Annotated in this window: 13 protein-coding genes, 2 tRNA genes, 1 other RNA gene and 1 pseudogene; 9 read left to right on the top strand and 8 right to left on the bottom strand. The window is 51.1% G+C overall.

The genetic code is table 11. The annotated features are described in order from the left end of the window. Window position 1: 1 nt before the first annotated feature. Complete coding sequence (narL, locus tag OGY15_RS14515) at window positions 2-652, bottom strand: two-component system response regulator NarL (RefSeq protein ID WP_045443652.1); 651 nt, start codon at window positions 650-652, stop codon at window positions 2-4. Continuing rightward, a complete protein-coding gene (gene narX, locus OGY15_RS14510; RefSeq protein ID WP_151219396.1) occupies window positions 645-2,441 on the bottom strand; it encodes a nitrate/nitrite two-component system sensor histidine kinase NarX in 1,797 nt (598 codons plus the stop codon). Before narX ends, narL begins: the two co-directional genes overlap by 8 nt. A gap of 336 nt (window positions 2,442-2,777) precedes the next feature. On the opposite strand from narX, the gene OGY15_RS14505 reads away from it, so the two are divergent. The 5 genes from OGY15_RS14505 (at window position 2,778) to narI (ending at window position 11,226) form a co-directional block, all read left to right on the top strand. After that, a complete protein-coding gene (locus tag OGY15_RS14505) occupies window positions 2,778-4,169 on the top strand; it encodes a NarK family nitrate/nitrite MFS transporter (protein WP_151219395.1) in 1,392 nt (463 codons plus the stop codon). 394 nt (window positions 4,170-4,563) lie between these two features. Further along, entirely contained in the window at window positions 4,564-8,307 is a 3,744-nt protein-coding gene (locus OGY15_RS14500; protein WP_286539763.1) for a nitrate reductase subunit alpha, read from the top strand. After that, entirely contained in the window at window positions 8,304-9,842 is a 1,539-nt protein-coding gene (narH, locus tag OGY15_RS14495; protein WP_151219393.1) for a nitrate reductase subunit beta, read from the top strand. The genes OGY15_RS14500 and narH overlap by 4 nt, the downstream gene beginning before the upstream one ends. Further along, window positions 9,839-10,549, top strand: a complete 711-nt coding sequence (gene narJ, locus OGY15_RS14490; RefSeq protein WP_151219392.1) for a nitrate reductase molybdenum cofactor assembly chaperone — start codon at window positions 9,839-9,841, stop codon at window positions 10,547-10,549. Before narH ends, narJ begins: the two co-directional genes overlap by 4 nt. Continuing rightward, complete coding sequence (narI, locus tag OGY15_RS14485; protein ID WP_151219391.1) at window positions 10,549-11,226, top strand: respiratory nitrate reductase subunit gamma; 678 nt, start codon at window positions 10,549-10,551, stop codon at window positions 11,224-11,226. Before narJ ends, narI begins: the two co-directional genes overlap by 1 nt. 94 nt (window positions 11,227-11,320) lie before the next feature. Here narI and OGY15_RS14480 read toward each other — a convergent pair. The 5 genes from OGY15_RS14480 to OGY15_RS14460 form a co-directional block, all read right to left on the bottom strand. After that, window positions 11,321-11,451, bottom strand: a non-coding RNA gene (locus OGY15_RS14480) — RtT sRNA. Between the two features lie 44 nt (window positions 11,452-11,495). Next, window positions 11,496-11,580 (bottom strand) — tRNA-Tyr (locus tag OGY15_RS14475). A gap of 34 nt (window positions 11,581-11,614) precedes the next feature. Further along, window positions 11,615-11,699 (bottom strand) — tRNA-Tyr (locus OGY15_RS14470). A 155-nt stretch (window positions 11,700-11,854) separates the two neighbouring features. Then, entirely contained in the window at window positions 11,855-12,697 is an 843-nt protein-coding gene (purU, locus tag OGY15_RS14465) for a formyltetrahydrofolate deformylase (RefSeq protein WP_151219390.1), read from the bottom strand. A 55-nt stretch (window positions 12,698-12,752) separates the two neighbouring features. Then, complete coding sequence (locus tag OGY15_RS14460; RefSeq protein ID WP_151219389.1) at window positions 12,753-13,208, bottom strand: YchJ family protein; 456 nt, start codon at window positions 13,206-13,208, stop codon at window positions 12,753-12,755. Window positions 13,209-13,319: 111 nt separating this feature from the next. On the opposite strand from OGY15_RS14460, the gene rssA reads away from it, so the two are divergent. From rssA to galU, 3 genes are all read left to right on the top strand, one after another. Continuing rightward, window positions 13,320-14,231: a patatin-like phospholipase RssA gene (rssA, locus tag OGY15_RS14455; RefSeq protein WP_210905164.1), complete on the top strand. Its 912-nt coding sequence runs from the start codon at window positions 13,320-13,322 to the stop codon at window positions 14,229-14,231. A 90-nt stretch (window positions 14,232-14,321) separates the two neighbouring features. After that, window positions 14,322-15,335, top strand: coding sequence for a two-component system response regulator RssB (gene rssB, locus OGY15_RS14450; protein ID WP_151219387.1), 1,014 nt, complete (start codon window positions 14,322-14,324; stop codon window positions 15,333-15,335). A gap of 204 nt (window positions 15,336-15,539) precedes the next feature. Further along, window positions 15,540-16,448, top strand: coding sequence for a UTP--glucose-1-phosphate uridylyltransferase GalU (gene galU / locus OGY15_RS14445; RefSeq protein ID WP_187252329.1), 909 nt, complete (start codon window positions 15,540-15,542; stop codon window positions 16,446-16,448). A 137-nt stretch (window positions 16,449-16,585) separates the two neighbouring features. Here the strand turns inward: galU and OGY15_RS14440 are convergent. After that, window positions 16,586-16,741 (bottom strand): annotated as a pseudogene (locus OGY15_RS14440) (H-NS family nucleoid-associated regulatory protein); the annotation flags it as partial. Window positions 16,742-16,846: 105 nt separating this feature from the next. Between OGY15_RS14440 and OGY15_RS14435 the strand changes: the two are divergent. After that, a partial coding sequence (locus tag OGY15_RS14435) for an IS4-like element ISVsa5 family transposase (protein ID WP_286539751.1) occupies window positions 16,847-17,987 on the top strand: 1,141 nt, incomplete at its 3' end.

The following is a 17,987-nucleotide window of genomic DNA, read 5'->3' as shown; positions in this document are numbered from 1 at the left end:
ATCAGAAAATGCGTTCCTGATGCACCCATACCGCCGCTTCAACGCGTGATTTGAGCTTCATTTTCTTCAGCATATGTTTCACATGAACTTTTACCGTACTTTCGGTGATGTCCAGACGGCGGGCGATCATTTTGTTCGGCAGGCCCTGGGCGATCAGCTTAAGAATATCGCGTTCGCGCGGTGTCAGTTGGGTGACATCACGATCCGACGTTGCACGATTGGCGCGCAGGCTGGCGGCCAGAACCGGGGTTAGTGCTTCGCTTAGCACCATTTCACCAGCGGCTGCCTGCTGCAATGCTTTCAGCAAATCTTCCGGCTCCATATCTTTCAACAGATAGCCGTCGGCGCCACGCTTCAGTGCGGTAACCACGTCTTCTTCATGATTGGATACGCTAAACACCACGATACGGCCCGACAGCGATTTCTCACGCAGCTTGTCGAGTGTTTCCAGACCGTTCATGCCGGGCATGTTGAGATCGAGAAGGATCAGATCGGGATCAAGGGATTCTGCCAACTCAATACCCTGCTCGCCATTGCTGGCTTCACCGACCACGGTGATATCGGGCGCCATGCTGACAAGCTGTTTTACACCGGTTCGCAGCATCGGATGATCGTCGATCAACAGGATGGTTGCCGGTTCCTGATTACTCATGGGTATCTCCTTGGACTTCTGTGAAGTTTGTTTCGGGAATAAAAGTGACAGCAACTTCAGTACCGCCTGTCTCGCGACGGCGTACACGGCAATCGCCGCGCAAGCTCTGCGCGCGGTCACGCATGATTATCATACCGTAGTGGTTACTGCGTTCGGCGTTTTCTGGTACGCCACAGCCGTTATCTTGTACTGTCAGTTTGACCTGCTTGCCATTTTGCACCACCGTCACGACCACTTCATTGGCTTGCGAGTGTTTAAGAGCGTTGCTCAGGGCTTCGCGGGCAATTTGTAGCAGGTGAATCGCCTGATGTGAAGGGACCAGACGCGGCGGCAACTGATAATCCAGCTTAACCGTAAATCCAAAACGGGCGCTGTATTCCTGACAGCTGGCTTCCAGCGCGGGTCGCAATCCAGGTTCCGTCAGCTGTAAACGGAAGGTCGTCAACAGCTCACGCAGTTGCGCCCACGAAGCATTCAGCTCATTACGAATTTGGCTGAGCAGCTCGCGGCAGTTATCTGAAAGCGCATCGCCCTGCATCTGCAAACAGCTAACCTGCATCTTCATACAGGAGAGCGATTGTGCAATAGAATCATGAAGTTCGCGCGCAATGGTGGCACGCTCTTCCATCACGATCAACTGCTGCTGACGCTCCTGATGCCTGTCGAGTGCAAGCGTTGCGGTCAGTTGCTCAACCAGCGTATCGACCAGCTGCTGTTGATCGTGGCTGAGATGGCGTCCGTACGGCAACGTGGCGAGCAGAATACCATATTGTGTATGTGTATCGGTCAGACGCCATTTCAGTGTGATACCGCCGTCAATGGCAGGTAGCGTCCCACGTGGACACAAATGACAGCCTTTCTCATCACAACTGGCATCGGACTGACAGGTAAATTCCTGGTGGTTATCTTCATCCTCCAGGTCATAGACCCGCAGTTCTATATCATGCAGCAGGGTTAAATTTTGCAGGCCGTTCAATACCGGGGAGAGGCGTTCGCATAACGGCACCTGTGAGTGCAGACGGCGGTTGGCTTGCCACAGGAAAGAGAGGATTTGATTTTTATGCTCCAGCCCCGCCGTTTTCTCCTGTACGCGTTGTTCCAGCACGGCATAACTCTCAGCCAGTTCTTCCGACATGTTATTCAGTGCCGAACCCAGAGCCGCCATCTCATTACGCCCGCTAATATGCGCGCGTTGGGTAAAATCACGCTGGCTGACCGCTCGCGCCATTATCAGCAGCTGTTTCCAGGGCTGTAACAGACGCACCCGCAGCCAGATAATAGTGAAGACCAGCAGCAATGCCATAAATATGGCCATCAGGCGATGCAGCAGGACGACGCGTTCAATACGTAATTCGGTAGTATGATCAAAGGCGGTAACCAGTTTATCCAGTCCAACCACAAAGCGCGTAACATCCTGCGCGACCGCATCAGGTGTCTGCGCATGTAAAAGTCCCGGTGCCAGTTCGGTATGCCAGTAATCCTGTAATGCTTTTAACTGCGTTTGCTGTCCGTCGCGCTCAGCAGCACGCGTCAATTCCGGACTAAACGCCGTTTTCTCCATTTCATCCAGTAGCGGTTGATCATTAGCATCCAACGGGATAGCTGCCAGCAGGCGATAGCTTTGCATACGTAGCGAGCCTGCTTTGTTGATTGCATGCGCGCTACCCTGAACGCCCTGAACCAGCCAGCCGGAGACAGCCATACCTGCCACGCCGATGGCAGTGGACAACAAAACAATCAGCGCCACCTGGTTGACCAGCGTCAGCGGAGAGAGACAACGTTTAAACATGGTGACTTGTTCCTTCGGATTTCGCAGAACAGAAAACCTTATTGAATGACGATGCTGCAGGCAGTGGCGTTATTCTCGACGATACACTGGAGTATACCCATACCTCAAACGGGCTACCTCTTAATTGCCGTCAGGGGGAGTGTTCATGGACGAGGGGGAGTAGGGGACGGCAGAGGCGTGAAAAACCACATATTTTTTACCTAAGTTATGTACTCACTTAGGGTAATGACAAATTTTAGGCCTGAATAATGACACCTTTTCCTTTGATTTATATCAACTTACCTCCAGCTGTAAACCCTAATGTTGCAGGCATCGAAACAAGTATCAGAGGTGTCTATGAGTCACTCATCTGCCCCGGAAAGGGCATCTGGAGCTGTAATTACCGAATGGCGGCCGGAAGATCCCGCCTTCTGGCAACAGCGTGGTCAACGAATCGCCAGCCGTAACCTGTGGATTTCCGTTCCTTGCTTGCTGCTGGCGTTTTGTGTGTGGATGTTATTTAGCGCCGTGGCGGTGAATTTACCGAAAGTTGGATTTGATTTCACTACCGAACAACTGTTCATGTTGACGGCATTACCCTCGGTGTCCGGCGCGTTGCTGCGTGTACCGTATTCCTTCATGGTTCCCCTGTTTGGTGGCCGTCGCTGGACGGCATTCAGTACCGGTATCCTGATCATTCCTTGTGTATGGTTAGGCTTTGCGGTGCAGGATACCTCCACGCCATTTAGTACCTTTATAATTATCTCTCTGCTGTGCGGTTTTGCCGGCGCGAACTTTGCTTCCAGCATGGCAAATATCAGTTTCTTCTTTCCAAAACAGAAACAGGGTGGCGCGCTGGGGCTGAACGGTGGCCTGGGCAACATGGGTGTCAGCGTGATGCAGTTGGTCGCTCCGCTGGTGGTTTCACTGTCAATCTTTGCCGCGTTCGGTAGCCACGGCGTTGCACAACCGGATGGCACGCAGTTGTATCTGGCAAATGCCGCATGGATTTGGGTGCCATTCCTCGCTATTTTCACGCTGGCCGCATGGTTCGGTATGAACGAACTGGCAACCTCCAAAGCCTCGCTGAAAGAGCAATTACCAGTGCTGAAACGCGGGCATTTGTGGATTATGAGCCTGCTGTATCTGGCGACCTTCGGTTCCTTTATCGGTTTCTCAGCTGGATTTGCGATGCTGTCGAAAACGCAATTCCCTGAGGTGCAGATCCTGCATTACGCCTTCTTTGGCCCGTTCATTGGTGCTTTGGCGCGTTCTGCAGGTGGCGCAATCTCTGACCGTCTGGGCGGAACCCGTGTCACACTGGTGAACTTCGTGCTGATGGCTATTTTCAGTGCCTTATTGTTCCTGACGCTGCCATCAAATGGTGTCGGAGGCAACTTCATTGCTTTCTTCGCAGTGTTCCTGGCGTTGTTCCTGACGGCCGGGCTGGGGAGTGGTTCAACCTTCCAGATGATCTCCGTTATCTTCCGTAAACTGACGATGGACAGAGTAAAAGCTGAAGGCGGTTCAGAAGAGAAAGCGATGCGTGAAGCAGCAACCGATACGGCGGCGGCGTTGGGCTTTATCTCTGCTATTGGTGCGATCGGCGGCTTCTTTATTCCGAAAGCATTTGGTACATCCCTGGCATTAACCGGTTCTCCGGTCGGTGCGATGAAAGTCTTTTTGATCTTCTATGTCGCTTGTGTGGTTATCACCTGGGCGGTATACGGACGTCATTCTAAAAAGTAAAAAAGCAGTAACTGTTGATTATCCATTGCGCGGCGTTAGACCGCGCTTTTTTTTGCTTATCATTAGTTACAACATACTTATCATGGGGGCACAACAACTGCCTGTGAGTATGGTGCTTTCACGATGCCAGGCAGGGGGGATACCCCTTAATACCCACTTATAAAGAATTTAACATTTGTATGATAAGTGTATTTAAAAAAATTATTATAATTCAGTTAGTTGACTGATTTATAGATATCCCACTAAGGGGGTATGTGAAAATTGTCCCTCATTTTTCATCCCTGTCTGCCTTGATCGTTATCAATTCTTACGTCCTTTCAGAGCGTTACCTTCGCTCTCAATCAAGCAATGTCGATTTATCAGAGAGCCGTCAGGCTCCTACAGGAGAAAACCGATGAGTAAATTCCTGGACCGGTTTCGCTACTTCAAGCAGAAGGGCGAAACCTTTGCCGATGGGCACGGCCAGCTTCTCAATACTAACAGGGACTGGGAGGATGGATATCGCCAGCGTTGGCAGCATGACAAAATCGTGCGTTCAACCCACGGGGTAAACTGCACCGGCTCATGCAGCTGGAAAATCTACGTCAAAAATGGTCTGGTAACCTGGGAAACCCAGCAAACTGACTATCCTCGCACTCGTCCGGATATGCCAAACCACGAGCCTCGCGGCTGTCCGCGCGGTGCAAGCTACTCCTGGTATCTCTACAGCGCTAACCGTCTGAAGTACCCGCTGATGCGTAAACGTCTGATGAAGATGTGGCGTGAAGCAAAAAGATTGCACAGCGATCCGGTAGATGCCTGGGCGTCTATTATCGAAGACGCCGACAAAGCAAAGAGCTTCAAACAAGCGCGCGGTCGTGGTGGTTTCGTTCGTTCTTCCTGGCAGGAAGTGAACGAACTGATTGCTGCGTCTAACGTGTATACCATCAAGACCTATGGCCCTGACCGCGTCGCTGGCTTCTCGCCCATCCCGGCAATGTCCATGGTCTCTTACGCTTCTGGCGCGCGCTACCTGTCGCTGATCGGCGGTACCTGCCTGAGCTTCTACGACTGGTATTGCGACTTACCGCCAGCATCTCCGCAAACCTGGGGTGAGCAAACAGACGTACCTGAATCCGCCGACTGGTACAACTCCAGCTATATTATTGCCTGGGGATCCAACGTACCTCAGACCCGTACCCCGGATGCGCACTTCTTCACTGAAGTTCGGTATAAAGGCACCAAAACGGTAGCAATTACGCCGGACTATGCAGAAATTGCCAAACTGTGCGACCTGTGGCTGGCACCGAAACAAGGGACCGATGCGGCGATGGCGATGGCGATGGGCCACGTCATGCTGCGCGAGTTCCACCTCGATAATCCGAGCCAGTACTTCACCGACTACGTACGTCGCTATACCGACATGCCAATGCTGGTGATGCTGGAAGAGCGCGACGGCTACTATGCTGCTGGTCGTATGCTGCGTGCGGCGGATTTGGTTGATGCTCTGGGCCAGGAAAACAATCCAGAATGGAAAACTGTTGCTATCAACAGCAACGGCGAAATGGTTGCGCCAAACGGTTCAATTGGTTTCCGTTGGGGCGAAAAAGGCAAATGGAACCTTGAGCAGCGTGACGGCACATCTGGTGATGAAACCGAACTGCAGCTCAGTCTGCTGGGGAGTCAGGATGACATCGCTGAAGTAGGTTTCCCATACTTTGGCGGTGAAGGTACTGAACATTTCAGCAAAGTAGAACTGGAAAACATTCTGCTGCATAAATTGCCGGTTAAACGTCTGCAACTGGCCGATGGTTCTACCGCACTGGTGACCACCGTTTACGACCTGACCATGGCCAACTACGGTCTGGAACGTGGTCTGAACGATGAAAATTGCGCGACCAGCTACGATGACGTGAAAGCGTATACCCCAGCATGGGCAGAGAAAATTACCGGCGTATCACGTGCTCAGATTGTGCGCATCGCCCGTGAATTTGCGGATAATGCCGACAAGACGCACGGTCGTTCGATGATTATCGTCGGTGCGGGCCTGAACCACTGGTACCACCTCGATATGAACTATCGCGGCCTGATCAATATGCTGATTTTCTGCGGTTGTGTGGGTCAGAGTGGTGGCGGCTGGGCACACTATGTCGGCCAGGAGAAACTGCGCCCTCAGACCGGCTGGCAGCCGCTGGCGTTTGCCCTTGACTGGCAGCGTCCGGCGCGTCACATGAACAGCACCTCCTACTTCTATAATCACTCCAGTCAGTGGCGGTATGAGACGGTCACCGCGCAGGAACTGCTGTCTCCGCTGGCAGATAAATCCCGCTATAGCGGCCACCTGATTGATTTTAACGTTCGCGCTGAACGTATGGGCTGGCTACCATCTGCGCCGCAGTTGGGTACCAACCCGCTGTATATCGCGCAAGAAGCGCAGAATGCAGATATGACACCGGTGGATTACACCGTGAAATCCCTGAAAGAAGGCTCGATTCGCTTTGCGGCGGAACAACCTGAAAACGGTAAAAACCATCCGCGTAACCTGTTCATCTGGCGTTCTAACCTGCTCGGTTCTTCAGGTAAAGGACATGAGTACATGCTGAAGTACCTGCTGGGTACCGAGCACGGTATTCAGGGGATGGATTTGGGCCAGCAGAACGGCGTGAAGCCAGAAGAAGTGGAATGGCATGACAACGGACTGGACGGCAAACTGGATCTGGTGGTGACGCTGGACTTCCGTCTGTCGAGCACCTGTCTGTATTCCGACATCGTGCTGCCTACCGCAACCTGGTATGAAAAAGATGATATGAATACTTCGGATATGCATCCGTTTATTCATCCGCTGTCTGCCGCCGTTGACCCAGCCTGGGAGTCGAAAAGCGACTGGGAAATCTACAAAGGCATCGCGAAGACATTTTCTGAAGTCTGCGTAGGCCACCTCGGGAAAGAAACCGACGTCGTTACGCTGCCAATCCAGCACGATTCTGCCGCCGAACTGGCGCAACCGCTGGATGTAAAAGACTGGAAAAAAGGCGAATGCGACCTGATTCCGGGTGTTACCGCGCCGCACATCATGACCGTTGAGCGTGACTATCCGGCAACCTATGAGCGCTTTACTTCTATCGGTCCTTTGATGGAAAAAATCGGTAACGGCGGTAAAGGTATTGCCTGGAACACCCAGAGCGAAATGGATCTGCTGCGTAAGCTCAACTACACCAAGGCGGAAGGCCCGGCGAAAGGACAGCCTTGTCTAAACACGGCTATTGATGCCGCTGAGATGATCCTGACACTGGCCCCTGAAACCAATGGTCAGGTCGCCGTGAAAGCCTGGAAAGCGTTGAGTGAATTTACCGGACGTGACCATGCACATTTGGCGTTGAATAAAGAAGACGAAAAAATTCGCTTCCGTGACATTCAGGCGCAGCCGCGAAAAATTATTTCCAGCCCGACCTGGTCTGGTCTGGAAGATGAACATGTGTCTTATAACGCCGGTTATACCAACGTTCACGAACTGATCCCATGGCGTACGCTTTCCGGTCGCCAGCAGTTGTATCAGGATCATCAATGGATGCGTGATTTCGGTGAAAGCCTGTTGGTTTACCGCCCACCTATCGACACACGTTCAGTGAAAGAGGTGATGGGTGAGAAGTCTAACGGTAACCCGGAAAAAGCGCTTAACTTCCTGACGCCGCACCAGAAATGGGGTATCCACTCCACCTACAGCGACAACCTGCTGATGCTGACATTGTCACGCGGTGGTCCGATCGTGTGGATGAGTGAAGTCGATGCGAAAGAACTGGGTATCGAAGATAACGACTGGATCGAAGTTTTCAACAGCAACGGTGCGCTGACCGCACGTGCGGTTGTCAGCCAGCGTGTGCCGGCCGGGATGACCATGATGTACCACGCGCAGGAACGCATCGTTAACCTGCCGGGTTCAGAAATCACCCAGCAGCGCGGCGGGATCCATAACTCGGTGACCCGTATTACGCCGAAACCGACCCACATGATCGGCGGCTATGCGCAACTGGCATACGGTTTTAACTACTACGGTACCGTCGGTTCAAACCGCGATGAGTTCGTAGTTGTACGTAAGATGAAGAACATTAACTGGTTGGATGGCGAAGGCAATGACCAGGTACAGGAGAGCGTAAAATGAAAATTCGTTCACAAGTCGGCATGGTGCTGAATCTCGATAAGTGCATCGGCTGCCACACCTGTTCAGTGACCTGTAAAAACGTCTGGACCAGCCGCGAAGGTATGGAATACGCCTGGTTCAATAACGTCGAAAGTAAGCCTGGTGTTGGTTTCCCGAATGACTGGGAAAATCAGGAAAAATGGAAGGGCGGTTGGATCCGTAAAATCAACGGTAAGTTGCAACCGCGCATGGGTAACCGTGCGCTGCTGCTGGGTAAAATCTTTGCTAACCCGCATCTACCGGGCATGGATGACTACTACGAGCCGTTTGATTTCGACTATCAGAATCTGCACACCGCGCCGGAAGGCAGCAAAGCGCAGCCGATTGCCCGTCCGCGCTCGCTGATCACCGGTCAGCGGATGGACAAAATTACCAGCGGTCCTAACTGGGAAGAAATTCTGGGCGGCGAGTTCGAAAAACGCGCCAAAGACCAGAACTTCGAAAACATGCAGAAGGCAATGTACGGCCAGTTCGAAAACACCTTCATGATGTATTTGCCGCGCCTGTGTGAGCACTGCCTTAACCCGGCGTGTGTGGCGACCTGCCCGAGTGGCGCTATCTACAAGCGTGAAGAAGATGGCATCGTGCTGATCGACCAGGACAAGTGCCGTGGCTGGCGTATGTGCATCACCGGCTGCCCGTACAAGAAGATTTACTTCAACTGGAAGAGCGGGAAGTCCGAGAAGTGCATCTTCTGCTATCCGCGTATCGAAGCGGGTCAACCGACCGTTTGCTCCGAAACCTGTGTTGGTCGTATCCGTTATCTCGGCGTACTGCTGTATGACGCAGATGCGATCGAAAGCGCGGCCAGCACCGAGCACGAAAAGGATCTGTACCAGCGTCAACTGGACGTGTTCCTCGATCCGAACGATCCAGCGGTTATTGAACAGGCGCTGAAAGATGGTATTCCGCTGAGCGTCATTGACGCTGCACAACAGTCTCCGGTTTACAAAATGGCGATGGACTGGAAGCTGGCGCTGCCGCTGCATCCGGAATACCGCACGCTACCGATGGTCTGGTATGTGCCGCCTTTGTCACCGATTCAGTCTGCCGCGGACGCGGGTACGCTTGGTAGCAACGGTATTCTGCCGGACGTTGAGAGTTTGCGTATCCCGGTTCAATACCTGGCGAACCTCCTCACCGCAGGCGACACACAGCCGGTACTGTTGGCGCTGAAACGTATGCTGGCGATGCGTCACTACAAACGTGCGGAAACCGTTGACGGTAAAGTTGATACCCGTGCGCTGGAAGAGGTGGGATTAAGCGAAGCGCAGGCACAGGAAATGTATCGTTATCTGGCGATTGCTAACTACGAAGATCGTTTCGTGGTACCGAGCAGTCATCGTGAACTGGCGCGTGAGGCGTTCCCGGAGAAAAGCGGTTGCGGCTTTACCTTCGGTGACGGTTGCCACGGTTCTGATACTAAATTCAATCTGTTCAACAGCCGCCGCATCGACGCTGTTGATGTGACCAGCAAAACGGAGCCGCACCAATGATTGAACTCGTCATTGTTTCGCGTCTGCTCGAGTACCCGGATGCTGCCTTATGGCAGCATCAGCAGGAACTTTTCGATGCACTCGCGTCATCTGAAAACCTGGATAAAGAGGATGCCCAGACCCTGGGCGTTTTCCTGCGCGATCTCACTGCGCAGGACATGCTGGATGTGCAGGCAAGCTATAGCGAACTGTTTGACCGTGGTCGCGCCACCTCGCTGCTGTTGTTTGAACATGTACACGGCGAGTCCCGCGATCGTGGTCAGGCGATGGTCGATCTGATGTCGCAGTATGAGCAGCACGGTTTGCAGCTCGACAGCCGCGAGCTTCCCGATCATCTTCCGCTGTATCTGGAATACCTTGCGCAACTGCCGAAAAGCGAAGCGTTAGCTGGATTACAGGATATAGCACCAATTCTGGCGCTGCTCAGCGCACGTTTGCAACAGCGTGAAAGCCGTTATGCGATGCTGTTTGATCTGCTGTTAAAACTGGCGAATACCGTTATCGACAGCGATAAAGTGGCTGAAAAGATTGCGGATGAAGCGCGTGATGATACCCCACAAGCGCTGGATGCAGTTTGGGAAGAAGAGCAAGTGAAATTCTTCGCCGATCAGGGGTGTGGCGAGTCGGAAATCACCGCTTATCAGCGTCGTTTTGCCGGGGCCGTTGCGCCGCAGTATCTGAATATCACCACCGGAGGACAGCAATAATGCACTTCCTGAATACGTTCTTCTTTGACATCTATCCGTACATTGCAGGTTCAGTCTTTCTGATCGGCAGCTGGCTGCGTTATGACTACGGACAGTACACCTGGCGTGCGGCGTCCAGCCAGATGCTGGATCGTAAAGGGATGAACATGGCGTCAAACCTGTTTCATATCGGGATTCTGGGTATTTTTGCCGGTCACTTCCTTGGTATGTTAACGCCGCACTGGATGTATGAAGCGTGGCTGCCGCTCGAAGTGAAGCAGAAGATGGCGATGTTTGCGGGCGGGGCATCCGGCGTGATGTGCCTGGTTGGTGGCGTTTTACTGCTTAAACGCCGTCTGTTCAGCCCACGTGTGCGGGCAACCACGACTGCAGCAGATATTTTGATTCTTTCCCTGCTGGTGGTTCAGTGTGCGCTGGGCCTGTTGACCATTCCGTTCTCTGCCCAGCATATGGACGGCAGCGAGATGATGAAGCTGGTGAACTGGGCACAGTCTGTGGTGACTTTCCACGGCGGAGCGTCTCAATATCTGGATGGTGTCGCGTTTATTTTCCGTATGCACCTGGTGTTGGGGATGACGCTGTTCCTGTTGTTCCCATTCTCGCGCCTGGTGCACATCTGGAGCGTTCCGGTCGAGTACCTGACGCGTAAATACCAGATTGTACGAGCGCGTCACTAATCGGTTATCTGTATTAGACAAACCCTGCTTCGGCGGGGTTTTTTTATGGTTGTTTGCAAGAAGATGTATTTAGCTGAAGTGTTACTGGAGAAGTAGGTGGTGGGGGAAGGATTACTCAGCGCTGCGCGCTTCGCCCTTCGGGTCGTTGCCTGCGGCAACGCTTTCTCGCTACGCTCGAATCGAACCTTAGTCGAAGCTTCTCATCCTTCCCTATTGGGCGGTTCATGGGGCACTACAGATGAATTCGGTGTTGGTGCTATATGAAATGATGGTGGTGGGGGAAGGATTCGAACCTTCGAAGTCGATGACGGCAGATTTACAGTCTGCTCCCTTTGGCCGCTCGGGAACCCCACCTGGGGTATACTGATTTTGTGAACTAGCTGAATAATGGTGGTGGGGGAAGGATTCGAACCTTCGAAGTCGATGACGGCAGATTTACAGTCTGCTCCCTTTGGCCGCTCGGGAACCCCACCACGGGGTAATGCTTTTACTGGCCTGCTTCCGTTGGAAGCGGGGCGCATCATATCAAATGATGCGCCGCTGTAAAGCATTCCTTTGCTTAACATGAACTGTTTGCGTACTTTTCATCCGTAACGCAGTAAAGCTAATCAATTCATATTATTGGTGATTACAGAATAATCGTTCGGTTACCGTAAACAAAGACGCGTTGAGCCAGAACCTGATACAGCGCGCGGCTTAATACATTTTTCTCAACGTCACGACCTGCGCGCATCATATCTTCTGCACTGTAGGTGTGATCCACATGAATCACGTCCTGCATAATAATTGGACCTTCATCGAGATTATCATTCACATAATGCGCCGTCGCACCGATGATCTTCACGCCGCGCTCATAGGCTTGATGGTAAGGGCGAGCACCAATAAACGCTGGCAGGAATGAATGGTGGATATTGATAATCTTATTCGGGAAGCGGGAAACAAATGTAGGTGTCAGAACGCGCATGTATTTTGCCAGCACGACATAGTCCGGTTGGTGCGCGTCGATAGCGTCGGCCATTTTCTGGTCATGCTCGTCACGCGTTAAACCTTCATGGCTGACCAGCTCAAACGGAATATCGAATCGCTCAACCAAGGAGCGCAGCGTCTCGTGGTTGCCGATCACCGCAGCGATTTCAACATCCAGTCCGCCATAATTGGCCTTCATTAACAGATCGCCCAAACAATGAGCTTCTTTAGTGACCAAAATGACGATGCGACGGCGGCCTGCTGGCGTTAATTCACGAATGGAGCCTTCGGGTAAGGCGCTATCCAGATCGGCAAGCAGCGTGACGTCGTTAAAAATACCCTCCAGTTCGGTACGCATAAAAAAACGCCCGGTACGGTGGTCCACGAACTCATTGTTTTGCACGATATTCAGCTCGTGTTTGTAACAGATATTCGTAATGCGTGCGATCAGACCTTTTTGGTCCGGGCAAATAGTACGCAGTACTTTTCGTTGTAATGAATGCATTTGCAGCGGTGATCCTGTTGAGAATGTTTGCAAAATTGATACTGTCGGGCGTTGACTAGCCGCAGCACTTTTTAAATTTTTTACCGGAGCCACAAGGGCAGGTATCGTTTCGTCCAATTTGAGGGCGTGTACCGTCTATATAGTACCACTGACCGTTTTCTTTTAGAAAACGAGAGCGCTCGATAATTACGCCTGTTTTACCTTGTTCTGTAAACCGTGCGACAAAGCTGACATAGCCGGTATTTTCTGCGTCTGTCGTCTCTTGTTCAAAAACGGTCAGTCCGAGCCATTCGGTATGGCTAAATCCTGCGATAATGTCGTCGCGAAACGCGGTTGCATGACAGTCTGGATGCCAGGTTTTGATCAGGTAATCTGCGTCCTTCATCACAAAAGCGCAGTAGCGAGAACGCATGAGGTGTGACGGCGTAGGTGCTACTTGTTCGCCAGACACATAACGGTAGCAACATAGGCTATACTCGACAGCGCTACCACAGGGACAAACCTGAGACACAAAATACTCCCTGGAATAAAAAAACGGCGTAAAAACGCCACGGTGGCACTATGTTAACTGAGCCGTAGTGATGTTGCTACGTCTGCAAGCCAGGGGAAGTCTGTAGGTACAATGAGAAAAATAAAAATTGGGCTGGCGCTAGGTTCCGGCGCAGCGCGAGGCTGGTCGCATATTGGTGTGATTAAAGCCCTGAAACACATGGGCATTGATATTGATATCGTTGCGGGTTGTTCTATCGGCTCGTTGGTGGGCGCCGCTTATGCCTGCAATAAATTACCTGCCCTTGAGCAGTGGGTTTGCTCATTCAGCTATTGGGATGTTTTACGCCTGATGGATCTCTCGTGGCGTAGAGGTGGATTGCTGCGCGGTGAACGTGTATTCAATCAGTATCGTAATGTCATGCCGGTAGAAGCTATTGAACAATGCTCACGTCGTTTCGCAACGGTTGCCACAAACCTGAGCACGGGTCGGGAGCTATGGTTCACCGAAGGTGATTTGCATCTCGCTGTCCGAGCCTCCTGCAGTATTCCCGGTCTGATGTCTCCCGTGGCGCATAATGGTTACTGGTTGGTCGATGGTGCAGTGGTGAATCCCGTACCTGTGTCCCTGACCCGCGCGCTGGGTGCTGACATCGTTATTGCCGTCGATCTGCAACACGATGCGCATCTTATGCAGCAAGATTTACTCTCCTTCAACGTCAGCAGTGATAGCGAATTGAGTGGTGACACTGACGAGCTTTCCTGGCGTGCCCGCCTGAAAGAGCGTTTGAGCAACATTACGGCCAGGCGTGCGGTCACCGCACCGACGGCGATGGAAATCATGACGACCTCTATTCAGGTTCTGGAAAACCGTCTGAAACGTAACCGCATGGCTGGCGACCCGCCGGATATTCTGATTCAGCCGTTTTGTCCGCAAATATCCACGTTGGATTTCCACCGCGCTAGCGCAGCAATTGCTGCCGGACAACTGGCGGTCGAGAAGAAAATGGATGAACTTCTACCCTTGGTGAAAACCAACGTCTAACGCATTTTTTATCAACACTTAAGCAAATTCTGACAGGCGTGAGTAGCAATAGCATGCCACTATTTACTAAAGCCAGTCAGGGGGGAGAATATGACGCAGCCATTGGTCGGAAAACAGATTCTTATCGTTGAGGATGAGCCGGTATTTCGCTCACTCATGGACTCATGGTTTTCCTCTTTGGGGGCGACAACAGCGGTAGCTGGCGATGGGCTTGAAGCTCTGGAATTACTCGGACACTTTAACCCAGACTTGATGATCTGTGATCTGGCTATGCCAAGAATGAACGGCCTCAAACTGGTGGAGTATCTGCGTAATCGTGGCGATCAGACCCCGATACTGGTGATCTCCGCAACGGAAAACATGTCCGACATCGCTAAGGCGCTGCGCTTGGGGGTGGATGATGTGCTACTGAAACCAGTAAAGGACCTTAACCGCCTACGTGAAACCGTCTTTGCGTGCTTGTATCCCAATATGTTTAATTCACGTGTGGAAGAAGAAGAACGGCTGTTTCGCGACTGGGATGCGATGGTCGGCGATCCGGCTGCTGCGGCAAAGCTGTTACAAGAATTACAGCCTCCGGTGTCACAAGTGATTTCACACTGTCGAATCAATTATCGCCAGTTAGTGGCCGCCGATCAGCCGGGGCTGGTACTGGATATTGCGCCGCTCTCGGACCATGACCTTGCGTTTTATTGCCTTGATGTGACAAGGGCAGGGGATAACGGTGTCCTGGCAGCATTATTACTGCGCGCGCTATTTAACGGTTTGTTGCAGGAACAGTTGGCACATCAAAATCAACGGTTACCGGAGCTCGGTGCGTTATTGAAGCAGGTAAACCATTTACTGCGCCAGGCTAATTTGCCTGGACAGTTTCCCTTGCTGGTGGGCTATTACCACAGCGAATTAAAAAACCTGATTTTGGTATCTGCAGGGCTGAATGCGACATTAAATACGGGTTCCCACAACGTACAAATCAGTAATGGCGTTCCGCTGGGCACTTTAGGTAATGCGTATCTTAATCAACTAAGTCAACGCTGCGAGTCCTGGCAATGTCAAATTTGGGGGGCTGGTGGTCGTTTGCGCCTGATGTTGTCTGCGGAATGAACAATTGACAGGTGTGGGAATCAAATTGGTTCACCTCTCTCATGCTGCGGGTGCTACTATCAGCGCCAGATTTATTCGTATTTATCTTAATTATACCGACGCGCGTCCTTTTCAGACCAGAAGCTTGTCGCTGTACTGATATACTGGGATGCGATACAGATTGATGAACACGTTCAATACATGAACAGTCCAGGAGAGTTTTAAATGGCTGCCCTTAATTCGAAAGTCAAAAAGGCCGTTATCCCGGTAGCGGGATTAGGAACCAGGATGTTACCGGCTACGAAAGCTATCCCGAAAGAGATGCTACCGTTGGTTGATAAGCCATTAATTCAGTACGTCGTAAACGAATGTATTGCTGCGGGCATCACTGAAATTGTGCTTGTTACTCACTCGTCTAAAAATTCGATTGAGAACCACTTTGATACCAGCTTTGAACTTGAAGCTATGCTGGAAAAACGTGTAAAACGTCAGCTTCTGGAAGAAGTGCAGTCTATTTGTCCGCCGCATGTCACTATTATGCAGGTGCGTCAGGGGCTGGCCAAAGGTCTGGGTCACGCGGTATTGTGCGCACATCCGGTAGTGGGTGATGAACCAGTTGCGGTTATCCTGCCGGACGTAATTCTTGATGAATACGAATCTGATTTATCACGCGACAACCTTGCCGAAATGATTCATCGTTTTGATGAAACAGGCAGTAGCCAGATTATGGTTGAGCCGGTAGAAGATGTTACCGCTTATGGTGTTGTTGATTGTAAGGGCGTTGAATTAGCTCCTGGCGAAAGCGTACCGATGGTTGGCGTTGTTGAAAAGCCGAAGGCCGATGTAGCGCCATCTAATTTGGCCGTTGTGGGGCGTTACGTGCTGAGCGCAGATATTTGGCCTCTGCTGGCTAAAACCCCTCCGGGAGCGGGTGATGAAATTCAGCTGACTGATGCTATTGATATGCTGATTGAAAAAGAAACGGTTGAAGCTTATCACATGAAGGGCAAAAGCCATGACTGTGGTAATAAGCTGGGCTATATGCAAGCGTTCGTAGAATATGGTATTCGCCATAATACACTGGGTGCTGAATTTAAAGCCTGGCTGGAAGAAGAGATGGGTATTAAAAAGTAACCTCCAGGTATTACCAGGTAAGAACGGCGCTGTTAACCCAGCGCCGTTTTTTTATACCTAATCCAGGTATGGATAGAGCGAAGTAGCGGCAAAAAAAATCCCGCCATTGGCGGGATTTTGAACAGCGTAATTCTGAATTATTCCTTGATCAGGAAGTCATCCAGTTGTTTACCTTGTTCTTCCATCGCTTTTTTGATCACAGCCGGTGTACGACCCTGGCCAGTCCAGGTTTTAGTTTCACCGTTTTCGTCAACATAGCTATATTTAGCCGGACGCGCAGCACGTTTAGCTCTGATGAATCCCCTAATGATTTTTATCAAAATCATTAAGTTAAGGTAGATACACATCTTGTCATATGATCAAATGGTTTCGCCAAAAATCAATAATCAGACAACAAAATGTGCGAACTCGATATTTTACACGACTCTCTTTACCAATTCTGCCCCGAATTACACTTAAAACGACTCAACAGCTTAACGTTGGCTTGCCACGCCTTACTTGACTGTAAAACTCTCACTCTTACCGAACTTGGCCGTAACCTGCCAACCAAAGCGAGAACAAAACATAACATCAAACGAATCGACCGATTGTTAGGTAATCGTCACCTCCACAAAGAGCGACTCGCTGTATACCGTTGGCATGCTAGCTTTATCTGTTCGGGCAATACGATGCCCATTGTACTTGTTGACTGGTCTGATATCCGTGAGCAAAAACGGCTTATGGTATTGCGAGCTTCAGTCGCACTACACGGTCGTTCTGTTACTCTTTATGAGAAAGCGTTCCCGCTTTCAGAGCAATGTTCAAAGAAAGCTCATGACCAATTTCTAGCCGACCTTGCGAGCATTCTACCGAGTAACACCACACCGCTCATTGTCAGTGATGCTGGCTTTAAAGTGCCATGGTATAAATCCGTTGAGAAGCTGGGTTGGTACTGGTTAAGTCGAGTAAGAGGAAAAGTACAATATGCAGACCTAGGAGCGGAAAACTGGAAACCTATCAGCAACTTACATGATATGTCATCTAGTCACTCAAAGACTTTAGGCTATAAGAGGCTGACTAAAAGCAATCCAATCTCATGCCAAATTCTATTGTATAAATCTCGCTCTAAAGGCCGAAAAAATCAGCGCTCGACACGGACTCATTGTCACCACCCGTCACCTAAAATCTACTCAGTGTCGGCAAAGGAGCCATGGATTCTAGCAACTAACTTACCTGTTGAAATTCGAACACCCAAACAACTTGTTAATATCTATTCGAAGCGAATGCAGATTGAAGAAACCTTCCGAGACTTGAAAAGTCCTGCCTACGGACTAGGCCTACGCCATAGCCGAACGAGCAGCTCAGAGCGTTTTGATATCATGCTGCTAATCGCCCTGATGCTTCAACTAACATGTTGGCTTGCGGGCGTTCATGCTCAGAAACAAGGTTGGGACAAGCACTTCCAGGCTAACACAGTCAGAAATCGAAACGTACTCTCAACAGTTCGCTTAGGCATGGAAGTTTTGCGGCATTCTGGCTACACAATAACAAGGGAAGACT

It is taken from the genome of Citrobacter sp. Cu231, from assembly GCF_030332265.1.
Taxonomy (GTDB): domain Bacteria; phylum Pseudomonadota; class Gammaproteobacteria; order Enterobacterales; family Enterobacteriaceae; genus Citrobacter; species Citrobacter meridianamericanus.
Note: the sequence above shows the minus strand (reverse complement) of the source record. Positions and strands in the feature narration are given on the sequence as shown.

What these genes read in the sequence shown, in the direction of transcription:
- narL (WP_045443652.1), bottom strand. Translation starts at nt 652, where the DNA reads ATGAGTAATCAGGAACCGGCAACCATCCTGTTGATCGACGATCATCCG.
- narX (WP_151219396.1), bottom strand. Translation starts at nt 2,441, where the DNA reads ATGTTTAAACGTTGTCTCTCTCCGCTGACGCTGGTCAACCAGGTGGCG.
- OGY15_RS14505 (WP_151219395.1), top strand. Translation starts at nt 2,778, where the DNA reads ATGAGTCACTCATCTGCCCCGGAAAGGGCATCTGGAGCTGTAATTACC.
- OGY15_RS14500 (WP_286539763.1), top strand. Translation starts at nt 4,564, where the DNA reads ATGAGTAAATTCCTGGACCGGTTTCGCTACTTCAAGCAGAAGGGCGAA.
- narH (WP_151219393.1), top strand. Translation starts at nt 8,304, where the DNA reads ATGAAAATTCGTTCACAAGTCGGCATGGTGCTGAATCTCGATAAGTGC.
- narJ (WP_151219392.1), top strand. Translation starts at nt 9,839, where the DNA reads ATGATTGAACTCGTCATTGTTTCGCGTCTGCTCGAGTACCCGGATGCT.
- narI (WP_151219391.1), top strand. Translation starts at nt 10,549, where the DNA reads ATGCACTTCCTGAATACGTTCTTCTTTGACATCTATCCGTACATTGCA.
- purU (WP_151219390.1), bottom strand. Translation starts at nt 12,697, where the DNA reads ATGCATTCATTACAACGAAAAGTACTGCGTACTATTTGCCCGGACCAA.
- rssA (WP_210905164.1), top strand. Translation starts at nt 13,320, where the DNA reads ATGAGAAAAATAAAAATTGGGCTGGCGCTAGGTTCCGGCGCAGCGCGA.
- rssB (WP_151219387.1), top strand. Translation starts at nt 14,322, where the DNA reads ATGACGCAGCCATTGGTCGGAAAACAGATTCTTATCGTTGAGGATGAG.
- galU (WP_187252329.1), top strand. Translation starts at nt 15,540, where the DNA reads ATGGCTGCCCTTAATTCGAAAGTCAAAAAGGCCGTTATCCCGGTAGCG.